The organism is Shouchella hunanensis, assembly GCF_028735875.1.
GTDB lineage: Bacteria > Bacillota > Bacilli > Bacillales > Bacillaceae_D > Shouchella > Shouchella hunanensis.
Genome location: NZ_CP117834.1, coordinates 2177002 through 2193117, shown reverse-complemented (window position 1 = coordinate 2193117; position 16116 = coordinate 2177002). Strand labels below are relative to the sequence as shown.

Here is a 16116-nt window from a genome sequence, read left to right as displayed (position 1 = left end):
TTATTTGGTCTCCACTTTAGCTTGCTCGTTTGTTACCATTTCGTTTAAGTTGTAAGAAGCCATTTCATCTGCGATCTCCCGCGGCGTTTTTTCGCCCTTTAAACTCTCTGTTAAAATCGTTCTCACTGTTTCTCTAATTCGCTGAGCACATGCTTGAAAGACATCCTGATACTCTGCTTGCCCTGTTATTAGTAAGCCAAAACCTGTCGCCGATCCGGCGTTCACAACAAAATCAGGGAGGATCATCTTATGCATCTTCAACAAAATTTGCTCTGCTTCATTCGTTGTTGGAAAATTCGCAGCTTCCACAATGAGGCTAGCCTTTAAACTACCTGCATTGTCTCTGTGTATAGCATTTGAAATCGATGCAGGTATAAAAATATCTACAGGTAATCCAACGATCTCGCTAGATGGTACGATCTTAACATTTCTAAATAGCTCAGGCTGTATGACTCCTCCGTGCTCTTTTAAGACTTGAAGTTCAGCAAGAGAAAAACCTGTTTGTCTGTACATACAACGATGAGCATCACTAATCGCTGTTATAGTCGACCCTTTCTCTAGCAAAAGCATCGCAATCCCACTACCCACCGTTCCAAAACCTTGAAGTCCGACCTGAGCTTGGTTCAGATCAAGATTTATCAGTTGAGCAGCCTCTTCCATTGCCTCCATTAGACCAAAGCCAGCAAGGTAGTCCATAAACTCTTCACTTAATAAGTCATCAATACTTTTCCCTTCAGGCATCTGGATGTGCATTCCTTGTTGTTTTCTTATTTGAGCAACCAGTTCAATTGGATTAAATTGAATGGATTCGTAGATTGATTTGACGTTTTGGCTGGATATTCCCATATCTTCTCCAATTAAAAGCTTTGTTTTTAATAAAGATTCTGCCATGCGACCAAATGCTTTTAATTTCTCTTCTTTATCAACACCTTCCGGGTCACCAACAATCCCTATCTTTGCACCACCAAGTGGAATGCCCATTACACTGTTTTTCTTCGTCATCAAATGAGCAAGACTACGAATATCTTCCATTGTTACCGTTGGACTCATTCGTATGCCTCCAGCAGCTAATCCACCTATTAATTGATCAATTACAATAAAAACCCGAGTGTCTGTTTCATCATCATACCATTCAACTTCATAATACGGATTCATGAGTGTCCTCCTTTTGTGCGACTTCAAAACTAAAAGCAAACGCACGATCCGCCGCATCTAATTCATTCATCATTGCACGATCTTGCCGTAGTCCAGCAATACCCACCTCACTAAGAGTACGCTTCGCTAGAAAATTACGATAGCATAGCCTTCCGCTCTTACTCATCGTCCGCTTCACATCCTCAAGAATAGAGCGAAACTCTTCTAACGGAATCCACCCAGAGATATCAGAAAGTGAATACTTATCAATCGATTGCGCTGGTAAGGATGCTAAATAAGGATCAATCCGGTCAGTAACGATCTCGACTCGATGAAGATTGTGTTTGATAATGTCATAATTCTCTTCTAGTAGATAGACAGGAAGACCCTTCTCATTTAGATATTGCCCACAAAATAGAAAGGTAAGAAAGTGATTGTCTTTGACCAAATGGTGTTTAAAGGTATGTTCAAACCTCGACAATAAATAATCACCTATGGAAAAGTCTTTCTTGACTTGATTAAAATAGCTTGGATCACCTAAGAATTTTTCAAAGAACACTCTTTGACTCAACAGCTTAACCGCTCGTTTCCATAAAAAATTATTCCAGTTTTTATCGTAATAGTCTCTTTGCTGTTCAATCGTCTCGCATTCCAATAATTCTTTGAATTGTTTCCGTCTAAAACGAAACAAAAATGAACCCATATACTTTTTGTAGAACATCTCATGTTTACCTAAGTAAATAAATCCTGTGTCAATCTTTTCAATGTGCCTAACCCAAAATGTTTGTGCTTGTTCGGATAAATCTTCTTTTAACTGTTGAAACATCTCTTTGCGGTTCTCACTTTCCGTTATACCAAAAAACGCTAAACAGTCCTCTCTTTTAAAATGCCGAATCGCTGCTATTTTAAGTTCGAGTAAAAAGTTCTGATAAGGATTGGCATCAATTGAAATCAGCTTATTCGGTTCCTTTATAAGTAGAGCTAAACTTCGACAACCACTGCCTGTAACAGACAAAACAACATCGTCTCTTTGAATATCAAGTGCTCTTATTTCCGAATCCGAATCCTCATCACTCGTTGTGTATAAAAGCCACTCATCTTGATAAATACTTTCTTTAAGCTTATCTTCTACCGATGGTGCTTGAGTTCGCTGCATAGTATCGACTCCACTCATTTGCCAGCCTCCTTTATTGTACTAGACGAATAAGCAATCTCTTCTTGACGAAGCACTATTTCTGCTCGAATGTTCAAGATCTCTTCATTGGTTACTTTTTTCCCAAAGCTTTGTAAATCTGCAAGTTTAAATTGATGTTTTTCTGCTAATCGTTGAATGTAATACACGTCTTCCATTCGAATTCGTCCGCCTATCCCATAACTTTTACTCGCTTGATCGAGTGAAAGCAACATCGTCTCTGACAAACAAGCTAAGTTCTGACCTGCTTCATAGCCTAAGTTTTGTCCGAATCGAATTGGATCAGCATACTGAACAAGTCCTCCTTCAATAATCAGAACATCCTTCCGTTCTTTTTGCACATCCCTTCCGACATTTGGAGGCTGAGACACATCGCAAATGACGGCTCCTGCCTTAATTAACTGAACAGGAACAAACGCACTCATTGAACTCGTCGCTGTCAGAATGAGATCCATATCAGCTAATTCTTCTTCCAAATAAACACTGTACCTAATAGGAATTCGTTCATTTAATTCCTCAAAAAGCCGTTCGATTGGATCAATCACATTTGGAACAGATGATTTCGTAACAGACGCACCATCAAGCCACTTATCCAGGAATAATACTTCTTCTTCAAATCGGTCTGTCAGTCGGGCAGTATGGAGAACCTCTAACAACCGCTTGCGAATTCCTGTGTTTTCTTTGCATTCCATTAGACAATCAAGGTAAATTCCATTAGCCAATTTCTTTAGTCGCTTGTAGTTTGCAATAGGATTGTTGCCATTTTTCCCGATTAGCGTCAATTTTGACGTTTTCCTCGCTAATAGATATGAACCAATTCTTCCAATAGCTCCGTTCGCTCCGATTACGCCAATAGTGGAGTCTGCAACACGATGCTTTAATAAATTCGCTCCTTTTAGCATCGCTTCAGTCGCATTAATCATCGTGAGTGTATTCCCCGTTGTTAAGGTGACACCCTCATCGAGTAGATCATAGCCCCCCCTTGTAACAATCGATGTATATGCGCCTAAACCAATGACATCAGCCCCTAACTCTTTTGCCAGCTTCACACCATCTTTAATCGTGCTCAAGACTTCTTCTTTTGGGCGTTCAAGAATTTCTTCACCGCCATATGTAATGCCAATGAGCCAACCTTCAGCATAATTGCCATCAGCCCCTTTGATTGCTGGCAATTTACAAATGACACCTGCACCGGAGAAGTCTGCTTCCCATTTCAAAATGGCCTTTAACTCTTCTTCACTAAACTGTTCAAACGAAGGTGTATTTTTTATCAAATCATTTGTCGAAGGATAGTGACAAAGAAACGCGAACGAACCTACTAGCTGACTCGTCTCATCTACCATTGATGACAAAATCGGAAGGTTTCGGTCTCGATAATCGTTTACTTCAACTGGTTTACGACAATCCCCTACTGTATAGCGATACAATAAATAGAAATCTTTTTTACATAGGATCTCGCATAAACGATCAAATGCTTCACAGAAAAAATCAATATCGGTTCGATCAACGTTCAACGGTGGTTGCATCCTCAATGTTAATGGATCATTTAAAAAAGGAACGATCCTTACATGATGGACATTTAATAAGTAACCTGAAATCATGTACCCATATCCGCCGAATGAAATGAGGTTCGCCATTTCGAAGGAATCACTTGCATCTATTGGCTCAAACTCTATAGCTGAAAGAAGACCTTTACCTCGAATTTCTTTTATGACACCCGGCCACTTTTCCTTTACTCGCTCAAGCTTTCGTCGAAGTTCATCCCCTAGTTCAAGCACATTCTCGAAGAAATGATCTTGTTTTTTTATCGCTTGAATAAAGGATAAACTTACGCATGAGGTAAAATTGTTATTCGCAAACGTAGAGCTGTGATTTAAACCAAATCGATCCGTCCATAGCACTTCTCGACTAATACAAGCTGCGATCGGAACTAATCCCCCACCTAACGCTTTTGACAACAAGACGATGTCTGGCAACAGCTCCTCTTCAGATGTCACCGCCCAATTGCCCAATCGACCGAGACCCGTTTGAATTTCATCCACAATGACCAATACATCGTAGGAATGACACAAAGCAATGGCTTTTGATAGGTATTCAGCGTCCGGGATATTAACGCCACCTTCACCTTGTATTGGTTCGACAATGAACGCAGCAATCTCGTCCCCACTCGTTTCCAACACTTTTAACAAGCTTTGAAGATCATTGTAAGGAATTTTAGGATAGGATTCATGGTGAATAAAGAACGGTTCTTGATACACTTTTTGCCCTGTAGCGGATAAGGCCCTGAGTGTTTTTCCATGAAAACTTTTGTGACAAGAAAGAATTTTCTCTTTTTTCGAGTGAGCCCTAGCTAACTTTATTGCTGCCTCTACCGATTCCGCACCACTTTGGGCAAACGTACAAATATTAAGATCATCAACAAAAAGGTTAGTTAGTTGGATAGCTAATTCTTCTGCAAAAAAAGGGGCCGACGGCTGACACATACTTGGGTATTGGTTTTCGTTAAATGTCTTAATACTTCGCCAAATCTCTTCAGGATTGTAACCAAGGGGCAGAGCTCCATATTGAGAAGTGTAATCCAAATATTCAATGTCATTCGCATCATATAACCGATTACGACTCCCCTTCATATAGGTCTTATCCATATGAAAAATGGTCATTATCTTAGAAATTGAAGGATTGATCGTTTTCACATAAGCTTCCCCTCTCTAGTTTTATTTCAAAAAAAAAGAATTAATATACTATTTAAAAATATCATAAATATAAAAACCAAAACTGTCAATCAATAGGGAGAAGAAAAATAATCATTCTAATAAAAAGAATGATGTACTTATTTTTCATTCACTCTTAAATCGTAACAAAATCGCTATAGTAATGAAATTCCATTAACCGAACTTTAACGTAACCTTTACACTCGCTCTACAGTGTAATAGAGCATGTATCAAAAATGTCTAGACAATAGCTCTTATCAAATACGAGCTTCAAATGATTGGGTATGACCGCTGGTTCACATCTCTTAATATATCCAATCATAAAAAACAAGTTCTTCTAAATGATCATTGGTGCTATGCCCCATCATTTACAAAAAATGAAAAAACCACTAGCTATTTTCAGTTACCCGAAATTAGCTAATGAAAACCTTGAATTAGAAACATTGTTTCATAGTTTAGAAATTTATTCGTTTGGAGGGTGTTGTACATGATTTATTAAACGTTTGATTAATCATTGACAAAGCCCTATCGAAACATAATGATAGATACATACTCTATCCATTTACTATACACATTGTCTAGGAGGTCTTTATGCCATTTTTTTCTCATAATGATAGTGAGATTTATTATGAAGTCGCTGGTTCTGGTGACGCAATTCTTTTTACCCATGGGGCTTCATGGGATCATGCACAGTGGCAACCACAAGTAGAGGACCTCTCTAATGATTACAAAACAATCGTTTGGGATGTACGGGGACATGGAAAATCTACTTTACCGGATAGAAAAGTAGACTCTGAAGAATTTAGCAGTGATTTAATCGCGCTTCTCCAACACTTAGGTATAAAGCAAGCCCATCTTTGTGGATTATCAATGGGGGGCCATATTTCGTTGCAAACAGCTATTCGTTATCCTTCTTACGTACAATCCTTACTATTAATCGGCACGCCCTTTACCAATACGTATAACTGGTTCGAAAAACTAGCTATTCCGATTAACCGCCTTTCTAGTAGATTCATCCCCATGAGCCTAATGGCTTCTATACAAGCAAAAACCCTATCAACCTTTAATAAGAATAATGCTGACTATATCAAAAAATCCGTTCATTCTATCCCACATAAGCAGTGGGTACGTATTTGGGATGCCGTATCCAGAATGGAAAGCAAGGAGGATCTTCACAAAGTAAGCTGCCCTACCCTTATTCTACAAGGGGATCATGATACGATGACAGCGCGCCAACAAAAAGAAATGGCAAATAAGATTCCTCGTGCAACACTTGTTTACATCGAAAACGCTCACCATGCGACAAATCTTGATAATCCACAGCAAGTGAATCGCTTCATTCGAAAACATCTGATCGAACAGTCAACGTAAAGAAAATGGACAGATTCTCTCTATCCATTTTCTTATGACTCTATAGGTGTCGTCTATCTTATTGTGGAAAAACAATCGATCCCTTACCATCTGCTTCGTCCAATACGTCATGTATCTGCTTAATTAATGTCTTTACTGGATAAGGCTTTGTAAGGTAGTAATTCACATCATACGCTTCTGTTTTTTCTTTCACCTCATTTAAAGCAGATGAAATAAAGATTGGCTTCTGCTTGGTTTTTTCAAGCGCTTTTACTTGCTTTATAAATTTCCAACCAGCATCACCATCTTCTAGCATCAAATCTACAATGAAAGCATCAACGTTCTTAGCTTTTACATAGTCGATCCCTGCCTGTATAGTCGTAACGTGTTTAACTGAAAACCCCTCGGCTTTTAGTTCGTCGACCAGTAATAAAGCGAGTGCTTGATCGTCTTCTAGTAATAAAATGGCATGCTGGGTTTCCTCTCGATCTAGTTCATCTTGAATAGTACTGTTTGGTTTAACCAATGGAAGCCTGATGCGAAAAACTGTACCTGCCTCAGAAGAAGATTTTAAAAAGATGGTCCCTCCATGAAATTCTGCGATTTCTTTACAGATTGGTAACCCAAGGCCTGTTCCGCCGATAGAACGTCGATCACTATTATCAACACGGAAAAATTTGCGAAATAAGTTGGGTCTGTCTTGCTCAGGAATACCCAGTCCCTCGTCCATTACATCAATAATGACGTGGTCCTCTTCTTGTTTTGTACGAACAATTATGTCTCCACCATTAGGCGAAAACTTCACCGCATTGCTAATTAAATTCATAAGCAACTGTTGAATCTTTTCTTCAGAACCCATTATTCTGTCATCATCAACATCAAACCTCCAATGAAAATGATGGGATTGATAGTGAGGAACAAATTGTTCTATTACCTGCTTCATTAATGGGTGCAATGAAATGGCTGTTTTTTCTTCATAAAAATCGCCATTTTCCATCCGTTGCAAATCAAGAAAGTTATTGATTAAATTGGTTAAACGCTTTGCTTCCCCATGAATGGATTCCAGATACCTTTTTTGTCGGTCTGGTTTTAAATCCCTGTTTAACATTAGCTCTGTAAATCCTAAAACGCTTGTCAACGGAGTTCTTAATTCATGACTAACCGTGCTAATCAGCTCTGATTTCATTTGATCAATTTCATATTCCTTTGTCATGTCCCTATGAACCAAAATCGTTCCTACAAATGCTTTTCTGCGTAGAATTGGCTGGGCGTACACCTCAAAAACACGTCCATCGGCAGTAACCGTTTCATAGCGAGTAGATGCCGGTTCTCGGTTTGTATTAACATAATTAAAAAATGATTCCAATTGCGAGCTTTCTTTTACTGACTGAGCCATCCATTGTACCCATTCATTAAAAGGCACTTGCTTTCCAATGGAATTTAAATGCTTAATAATCCCAACAAAGGCTTCATTGTAATGAATTAAACGACCTTCGTAGTCAATAAATTGGATCGCTTCATTTACGTGGTCAATAATATCTTGGTTCAGCTGTCGGTTCTTCTCTGTTTCTTCATAAAGTACCGTTTTTTCAATGGCCAAAGCAATTTGATTCATTGCCCCAATCATTTCATCTATTTCTTCCTTCTTATAAGATTGTCCCATGCGAGTTGAACCGAATACAGCAATGATTTTATCATTAGACGTATAAACTGGTACATATAAGTCAAATGCAATGACACTCGTTTCAGCAATTCCCTTTTCTGCGGTTGTTGCCTGACGACTAACGATATACGGCTCTTTCTTTGCTGTTAGAATGGGCAGAATGCCTTGATTTAATGTTTGGATAAACGTTTTAATCGTTTCTTGCTCTAGCCCTTTTGCTGAGTAACAGAAATCTGTTGTCAGCGTAAAGATCATTTTATCTGCTTGATAAATTTCATCCAAATGATGGATGAGCTCATCTAATAGCACTTGTTTTTTTACGGTTGTAGAAATAGAGCGATTTAGTTGATTGAATTTTAATAGACGTTCTTTTATTTTTTCAGTTTCGTCTAGTGAATCCAATAGTTTTCGCTGATTTTGTTCGAGCTCGTCCTGTTGACTAATTAATTCCTCATTTTGGGCAGTCAGTTCTTCTTCTTTTTCCTGAATCGCTACAACCATTTTTCCAAATGATCGAGATAGGATACCAATTTCATCTTCTCTTTTCGTTATTGGAAGCTCGACACCTTGATCAGTAGAAGTTGCCAATTCTTCAGATACCGCTGTTAACTGTTTGATCGGTTTTGTAATTCGTGCAAATAAGACTGCAAATAACGAAAACAACAAAGCCATAATGAGTAGAATAAACATCAAGCAAATCATGAGTAGGTTAGACACTGAATTAGAATACGCTTCAGCCTGTCGATTCGTCTCTGCATTATTTGCATCCACATATGCATTCGTCATTGCAATCAATTCATTAACCGTCTCATTTCCACCGCTTGTGGCATACTGCTGCAATTCTTCCATCGTTCCTGATTCTACAAGATTCATCGCTATTGGTAAGAAATCGTCATAATAGCGGGAGGAAATAGCATGAACTTCTTCAATCATTGACGCTTCTTCCTCACTTAAATCCAGACGAGAGAACTCTTCAATGTTTAGTTGTAATTGTGCATACTCATCGAATAAGGCTTCTCTCTCTTCTGGCAAAGCAAACGCGTAATAGCCTCTAGCTCGGATTAGAACTTGGTAGGCATGGTCAGATATGTTTAGGGCAATCTCTTGTTTTTCGCTTAAATGGCTTTGCTTCTCTCGATAATCTTCTTGCAAATAATACGCATAAAACCCAAGTAAGATCCCCAGTGAGACGACAACGACACATATTACAACGAGCGGAATAAGCAATTGTCGATTTAAACGTTTATTTAAGAAGGATTTCACTCAATATACCCTCCACCTTTTCAACAAGAACAAGGGGACTAAACGGTTTAGCTATAAAAGAATCTGCCCCTTTGGCAATGATTTCTTCTTGATCCCTTTGTTGACTTTTCGCTGTTAACATAAGGATATGAGGACGTTGTGCCATTTCATCCATGTTCGTTATAGCATCAATCACTTCAATACCTGTTAAGCGAGGCATCATATAATCTAATATAATTAAGTCATACTCGTTTTGATAGAGTAAGTCTACCGCTTCCTGTCCATCCTGAGCTTCATCAATGTCAACCTCAAGATCTTCGAGAGAATCTACAATCAGCATTCGTAATACTAATTCATCATCTGCAACTAAAATTCTTGCCACTTTGCTCACCTGCCTATATTTTTGGAAATAGATCGTTCTATTAATCTACGCATTCTAGCAATCAATTCAACTTGATTAAACGGCTTGGTGATGTAATCATCGGTTCCGTATGTTAGAGCGTCTGCTATATCACTTGGCTCGCCAGAACTCGTTAGCATCAATACCATCACTTGTGATTCTGGGAAATCACGCCTTAGCCTCGCTAGTACATCAATTCCATCAAGCCCGGGCATCATTCGATCGAGTGAAATTAAGTACTTACCATCTGGCTTAAACCAGTCGGTTTCCATAAATCGTGTCCCACTCTCATAAGATGTTACTGTAATTTCTACATCCTCTACTTGTACGGTTTTAGCTTGCTCAACCAGTGCCTCCCGAAGAACCATGTCATCCTCAACGATAATTAACTCAAATGATGCTAGTCCTTTTTCCATATGATCTCCATATAATAAGGTGCGGTTTCTCCCTAATTCTTTTGCCTTATACAAAGCTTGATCTACTTTTTCAAGCATCTGTGCTAACGTTTTCCATTCTTTCGCTACCTCACAAATACCGGCGGAAAACGTTGCTTTAAACGTACCAGTTTCACTTTCAAACAAATGATCATCAAATGTTGTGCGTAGCCTTTGCACTAATACTTCTGCTTGTGTTGCTGTTGTATGTGGTAATAACAGGACGAATTCTTCTCCACCGAATCGAATGAACACATCACCTTCCCGAACATGATCTTGTACAAATTTGCTGAACGTCTTTAATACTTCGTCACCAACAAGATGACCATGCTGATCATTGATCCGTTTAAAGTGATCCAAATCAACCATTGCCAAGCTAAAGAATCCTTGTCCACGCTGAAATAACTCTAAATAACGGTTGCCTTCAACTTCTAAGAATCGTCGATTAAACGCACCGGTCAAAGGGTCTGTCAGAATTCGGTCCTGAATACGTTTCGCATGTTGTACTCGATTGGCTAACTGTGCTACTAATCTATTTGATACTAGCGGTTTTGCTAAATAATCCGTAACTCCGTAATTGAAAGCCGTAATACGTTGTTCCTCAACATCAGAATCTCCAACAATCATTACAGGTATAAATTCACGAATAGATCGTTTTAAGAGCTTAATGCCCAACAATGAATCACGTATGAAAAAGTGATTGATTAATAGACAACTTGGATTCTGCAACTGGGTTAATTGGAGAGCTTTTTGAACTGTTAGAGCTACAAGTACCATGTACCCTTTTGATTCTAGCCACTCTTTAACTTCTGTCATGAAAATGGGGTCGTGATCTACTATTAACAGTAACGAGGGATTCCGATCCGCTTCCTCCTGACTTACCGGTGAGATACCTCGCTTCATGGTTTTCGGCATCTTGCTTAAATACGTGTTTAACCGATTCATATCAAGCCAATCTGGAAAGGATTGCTCTTCCGACATGGTCTCTTTAGCCCAATTGGTTAAACTAACCAGTCCAATGGATGCACCGGTTCCATTGACAGAATGTAAAAATAAGCGCCATTCTTCTCTTGATACACCGTTAGCCTGCTTCCATCTATCAATATGGTCGTCTACTTGTTTTAAAAAAGGGAGCTGATATTTATCCATTTCACATTCTTAACCTCCTTGTTTAGGTAAGAAAAATAAACCAGCCTCCAATTTCCTTCCCCTCTTTTGAATCCATTGCACTCGTGCTTTTTTCGATACTATTCTCTCGTCTTCTCCAACGATCTCAATCACTTGATCTGGCAAAATTGGAACGTTCCCATCACTCATTTTAACTCGACATCCACTTAAACTAAGATCTGTAATGGTCGCAGCAATCTCATCATCAGCTTGGAGCATAATCGGAACAGAAACAGCCTGTCTAATACTTTGCCGTTCCTGTTGCCTTGGACTTTGTTCTGTTTTCTTAAGAAAGCCTAACATTGCATATAAGAGGGAAGCATTGTTGTACTCACGTTCTGAATAAATATCTTTTCCGTGTGCAAATAGCTCTGCAATTAATGCTTCATAATGATGCTGACTGATTGCATCAAACGAAATTCCTACATAAGCAACCGTTCGTTTAGTGTTAATCCACTCTTTTGTAACAGGAACCTGTGACAGATGATTCGTTGACAATGTCCACTCTCCATCTAACGATAACCAAGAAGCATCCTCCCGATTCATCACCATTAACCTTGCTCCTGTTTCACTTAAGTCAATTATTTTACACTCAATTTCCCTTTTGTCAGACGTAAGCATGCCATTTATATCGACATTAAACCGTTCTGCTCCACGAAAACGGGGACGTTCAATAGAAACAAGCAATGCCATTACAAGGGCAACAAGATTGTACAAAATCCAGAATAAGTTGATGTAGAGCATATCCGAGTTCGCAAATATCGTCATTGGGGTCAGGAAATGTACCCCAACAAGAACAATCGATGTTAAGGATAATCCTAGTAAAAGTAGATAAGGCATACTTGTTAGCCATAACAGATGTCGCTTATGCTGAAGTACGCCTTTTCGAGTGACATTAAACCGGACTTCCTTTTTCAAGAAAACCTCGCTTAATACGGAAAGAGCCATATATGGCGCAAGGGCTACCTCATAGACATGACTCCATAACACACTTCGTTTGTTGCCTGATATAATACGAAACGCTAATTGAGAAGCCACAAATGAAGGCAACCAAAACAGCAACAATGTAGACAAATCTGTTTGTAATGAATAAATTGAAAATAAAAGAAACAAGATAGGAGCCAACAAGTAAATCATTTTGTACATACCGAAAAACCAGTAATGAATACCATCTGCATAAAGCAACCTCTGCATAAATGAGAGCCCTTTTATTGTAAAAGGATTCCATTTTCTCATCACCTGAATATTCCCACGACACCAGCGATCACGCTGCTTTAACAAATCTGCATATGTCTCTGGTGAGAGACCTACAGCAAGTGTTTCATTGACAAATACGGACTTTTGACCGTTTGTCTGTAAAAGCATCCCTGTCGCCATATCTTCTGTAATAACACCTGTAGCAAAACCACCAATATTCTCTAATGATGTTCTTCTGAACAAGGCATTGCTACCCACGTACATTGTAGCGTTAAAGCGATCTTTGCCTTCTTCCAACCGACGCATAAAAAAATCTTGCTCATTCGTTATGCGATCCTCAAAAAATAAATTATATTGAAAGGGATCTGCATTATAGAATACTTGTGGTGCCTGAACAAAAGATACTTTAGGATCAATAAAATGGCCTAAAGTCTGTTCTAAAAAAGACGCTCTTGGAACCATATCCGCATCCATTGTCACGATAAACTCACCGCTGGTTAAAGTGAGAGCGTGATTTAAATTACCTGCTTTTTGATGTTCATTCGTCGGGCGGCTAATATAGGTAGCGTTTCCGATGGATTCGACTAAGGCTTGAACAGATTTCCGTCTGCCATCGTCACATACATAAACGTTTAACTTTTCTTTTGGGTATCGCATTTGTAAACTTGCCGTAATGGTTCGTTTCAACAGATCCTCTGGTTCATTGTAAGTCGCAATAAATACATCCACCGTTGGTAATTCATCGAATACAGATATCGGAATGGCTTTTCTTTTAAATGGCCGCCACGATAGGATTGTAAATACAATGGATTGTAAAAAACCTGCCCATTCAGCTAGTAGAAGAAGTATCCCAAAAATTAAACTGACTAGACCAATTGTTGGTAACGTAAAAAAAGAACGCCAAAGTAAATAAAGAAGCGTAACGGCAATAAAAGCTATGAGTAATGCATATCTTGCCCACGCCCATTTTTTCGCACAAAAAAACAAGCAGAGTAGCAATACAGTAGAGCCTATTAACCAATATAAAGAAGGGTCGTTCAACGTAAATCCTACTTTCTTTTCTATAATGTATGCACCTTTCTAGAGTTCTTGGTTGCTATAACTAGTATGTAAGAATGCCGCATCTTGTTTATTTTAGCAAACTGATTAAACGATGTGGAGTTCTTTTGTATTTTTGCACGCCGTATGAACTATTTTTTGTTCGACACATGCAGACTTCTTCTAAAATAAAACGAATTTAGGAAGAATGACACAATAGAAAGTAATTCTATGGTATTAGAATATAAATCTAGCATCAGGTTCTCCTTTTGAACATGGTGAAAAAAGCATATCTTTTATAAAATTTGCGGCTGGCATTAGGTAGCTTATTGCTCTTTGGTTGCCAAATAAATAATTATTTTAATTAATTGGGTTTTAAGTAACCAATTAAAAGGTATGAGTAGGTACTAGTCTTTCTACTACAAGCACGACTAGCTTACTACCTATTTATGGAGGTACCTTTTTGGAGAATTTATTTAAACAGTCAAACGTGCTTGAAACCATCTCATTTGTTGTCGGACCCTCACCTGCCACCGTTCATTCCATTACCTACGATTCAAGAAAAGTAACTACTAATGGTTGCTTCATTTGTATAAAAGGAGAGCACGTGGATGGTCACCAATTTATTGACTCTGCCATAAAAAATGGCGCTCAGGTTATCGTCGGTAGCGAAAAAGAACTTATAATGGATTGGTATTATAAAAGACCTGATCGCACATTTGTAGTGGTTCACGATAGTAAAAAAGCGTTGGCCAATTTTGCGTCTGCCTTCTATCAAAACAAACATAAGGAACTCGCATTAACTGGAATTACCGGTACGAACGGAAAAACAACCATAACGGCTTACATACGCTCATTAGTCAACGCGCTTGGAGAGCCAACCGCATCCATTGGAACTGCAGGAGTTTGGGATCAAAATGGAAAAATAAATGTGGAAACAACCACACCTACTACACCAGAATCATCTGATCTTTATACGCTCTTCAATCAACTTAGAGAAAACAAAACAACTCACGTTGCGATGGAGGCTACTTCTATTGCACTTGAACAAGGGCGCCTTCATGGGTTACGGTTTGATATTGCGGTTCACTCGAATTTGCGACCAGAGCACCTTGATTTTCACAATACAATGGAGCACTATCGAAACGCAAAACTAAAGCTTTTTCAACAAGCAAACAAAGCGGTTGTGAATCTTGATGATGCAGGGATGTCAGCTGACATTATCAACTCGTTTCAAGGAGAGCTTTGGACCTATAGCATTGAACAGGAAGCGACCGTCATGGCACAAAAACTACAAACGCAGCAATCCGGTACCTCATTCGACTTAATCGTCCATGGGAAACGCTACTCCGTTATGGCACCGATATTCGGAGAACACAATGTTGCAAACCTTTTAGCTGCCGTCACGACTTGTCTGGTAAAAGGATACGCTATAGAGGAAATTATTTGTTGTTTTCCACTTGTTAAAGGAGCTCCTGGTCGCTTCCAATTACTAACCGATTATCCAGGAAGGCAGTTAATTTTTGACTTTGCTCATAGTCCTTTCGCTTTTGAAAAACTGTTCCATACTATAAAACCCTTTTCTTATAAACGATTAATACTTCTTATTGCTGGTATTGGCGTCAGACCGTCTTATTTACGGCCGGAAATTGCAAAGGCTGTTGAAGGGAAAGCGGATGAAATCGTTGTAACTGTTGACCATCCTGGCTACGAAGACCCAGAAACGGTGATGTCAGATGTCATTTCAGGTTTCGCAAATAGACCTGAGCACTTACATCTTGTAGGAGAGAGAGGCAAAGCCATTCAAAAGGCAATGTCCTTAGCTGACGAGGGTGATCTCATCATTATTACCGGAATTTGCATGGAAGACTATCAGCTTGTTAGAGGAAAACGCTTACCCTATGATGACCTCAAACACATTCATCTATTTCTTGAGCAAACCAATAAAACAACTCCTGCATAAACGATACAGACGACACTTACATGTCGTCTGATTCTATTTCCCTTCTTATAAGAAAACGATGGTTCCACTATCTATAAAGGGCTTTGATCACAATACCATTAACGGCTGCCTAATCGTTTTCTTTCAAATATCGGTATACTTCCCTTTGAATTTCTTCAAGTGACACTGAAACAAGTTTTTCTGGAACATTTATAGGGGTTCTCAGCCATGGCATCCACAAATTAATTGTTAGCATCAAACGCTTTAAAAGCGACTGTCTCCGTATAAAACCTTTTACATCAAAAAGTTCAATTCCCAAATAGCGTTGACCTGCATAGTGATAAATTGCTACCTCTTTTACCTCTTCCCATTTTATGTAGCCAGCACTAGCAGCCGAGGCGTTTTCATACAACCCATTTTGATCAATACGACATGACTCTTTTAATGAACACAACCGAATCAACGCATACACTGTACAACTACCAAAAAAAATTGCGCAACTCGTTCCAATAAGTTTTACAACTAATCCTACTTGCATCACGAATACTGATCCAATTAAAACGAACACCATTCCTCCGACGGCGATCAAAGCCATTCTTTTCTTTGAAGGATACACTGTGATCAGTGCATCACTGTTTCTCATAGC

At 38.9% G+C, this 16116-nt stretch carries 10 protein-coding genes; 2 read left to right on the top strand and 8 right to left on the bottom strand.

Features of this window, described 5'->3' with window-relative positions; translation table 11 throughout:
* From PQ477_RS11170 to PQ477_RS11160, 3 genes are read right to left on the bottom strand one after another with little or no spacing between them, the layout of a single operon-like run.
* Entirely contained in the window at positions 1-1155 is a 1155-nt protein-coding gene (locus PQ477_RS11170; RefSeq protein ID WP_186370718.1) for a Glu/Leu/Phe/Val family dehydrogenase, read from the bottom strand.
* Entirely contained in the window at positions 1139-2308 is a 1170-nt protein-coding gene (locus PQ477_RS11165; protein WP_274271827.1) for a DUF3419 family protein, read from the bottom strand. Before PQ477_RS11165 ends, PQ477_RS11170 begins: the two co-directional genes overlap by 17 nt.
* Positions 2305-5019, bottom strand: a complete 2715-nt coding sequence (locus PQ477_RS11160) for an aminotransferase class III-fold pyridoxal phosphate-dependent enzyme (RefSeq protein ID WP_274271826.1) — start codon at positions 5017-5019, stop codon at positions 2305-2307. Before PQ477_RS11160 ends, PQ477_RS11165 begins: the two co-directional genes overlap by 4 nt.
* Positions 5020-5628: 609 nt before the next feature.
* On the opposite strand from PQ477_RS11160, the gene PQ477_RS11155 reads away from it, so the two are divergent.
* Positions 5629-6408, top strand: a complete 780-nt coding sequence (locus tag PQ477_RS11155; protein WP_274271824.1) for an alpha/beta fold hydrolase — start codon at positions 5629-5631, stop codon at positions 6406-6408.
* Positions 6409-6466: 58 nt separating this feature from the next.
* Here the strand turns inward: PQ477_RS11155 and PQ477_RS11150 are convergent, their stop codons facing one another.
* From PQ477_RS11150 to PQ477_RS11135, 4 genes are read right to left on the bottom strand one after another with little or no spacing between them, the layout of a single operon-like run.
* On the bottom strand, positions 6467-9313 hold the full coding sequence (locus tag PQ477_RS11150; protein WP_274271823.1) for an ATP-binding protein: 2847 nt from the start codon (positions 9311-9313) through the stop codon (positions 6467-6469).
* The gene (locus PQ477_RS11145; protein WP_274271822.1) at positions 9294-9674 is read right to left on the bottom strand and encodes a response regulator; all 381 of its coding nucleotides are present in this window, start codon (positions 9672-9674) and stop codon (positions 9294-9296) included. Before PQ477_RS11145 ends, PQ477_RS11150 begins: the two co-directional genes overlap by 20 nt.
* Positions 9675-9679: 5 nt before the next feature.
* A complete protein-coding gene (locus tag PQ477_RS11140) occupies positions 9680-11275 on the bottom strand; it encodes a GGDEF domain-containing response regulator (RefSeq protein ID WP_274271820.1) in 1596 nt (531 codons plus the stop codon).
* Positions 11276-11284: 9 nt separating this feature from the next.
* Positions 11285-13531, bottom strand: a complete 2247-nt coding sequence (locus PQ477_RS11135) for a glycosyltransferase (protein WP_274271819.1) — start codon at positions 13529-13531, stop codon at positions 11285-11287.
* Positions 13532-13991: 460 nt separating this feature from the next.
* On the opposite strand from PQ477_RS11135, the gene PQ477_RS11130 reads away from it, so the two are divergent.
* Entirely contained in the window at positions 13992-15491 is a 1500-nt protein-coding gene (locus PQ477_RS11130; protein WP_274271818.1) for a UDP-N-acetylmuramoyl-L-alanyl-D-glutamate--2,6-diaminopimelate ligase, read from the top strand.
* Between the two features lie 109 nt (positions 15492-15600).
* Here PQ477_RS11130 and PQ477_RS11125 read toward each other — a convergent pair whose 3' ends face one another.
* On the bottom strand, positions 15601-16113 hold the full coding sequence (locus PQ477_RS11125; RefSeq protein ID WP_274271817.1) for an STM3941 family protein: 513 nt from the start codon (positions 16111-16113) through the stop codon (positions 15601-15603).
* Positions 16114-16116: the final 3 nt, after the last annotated feature.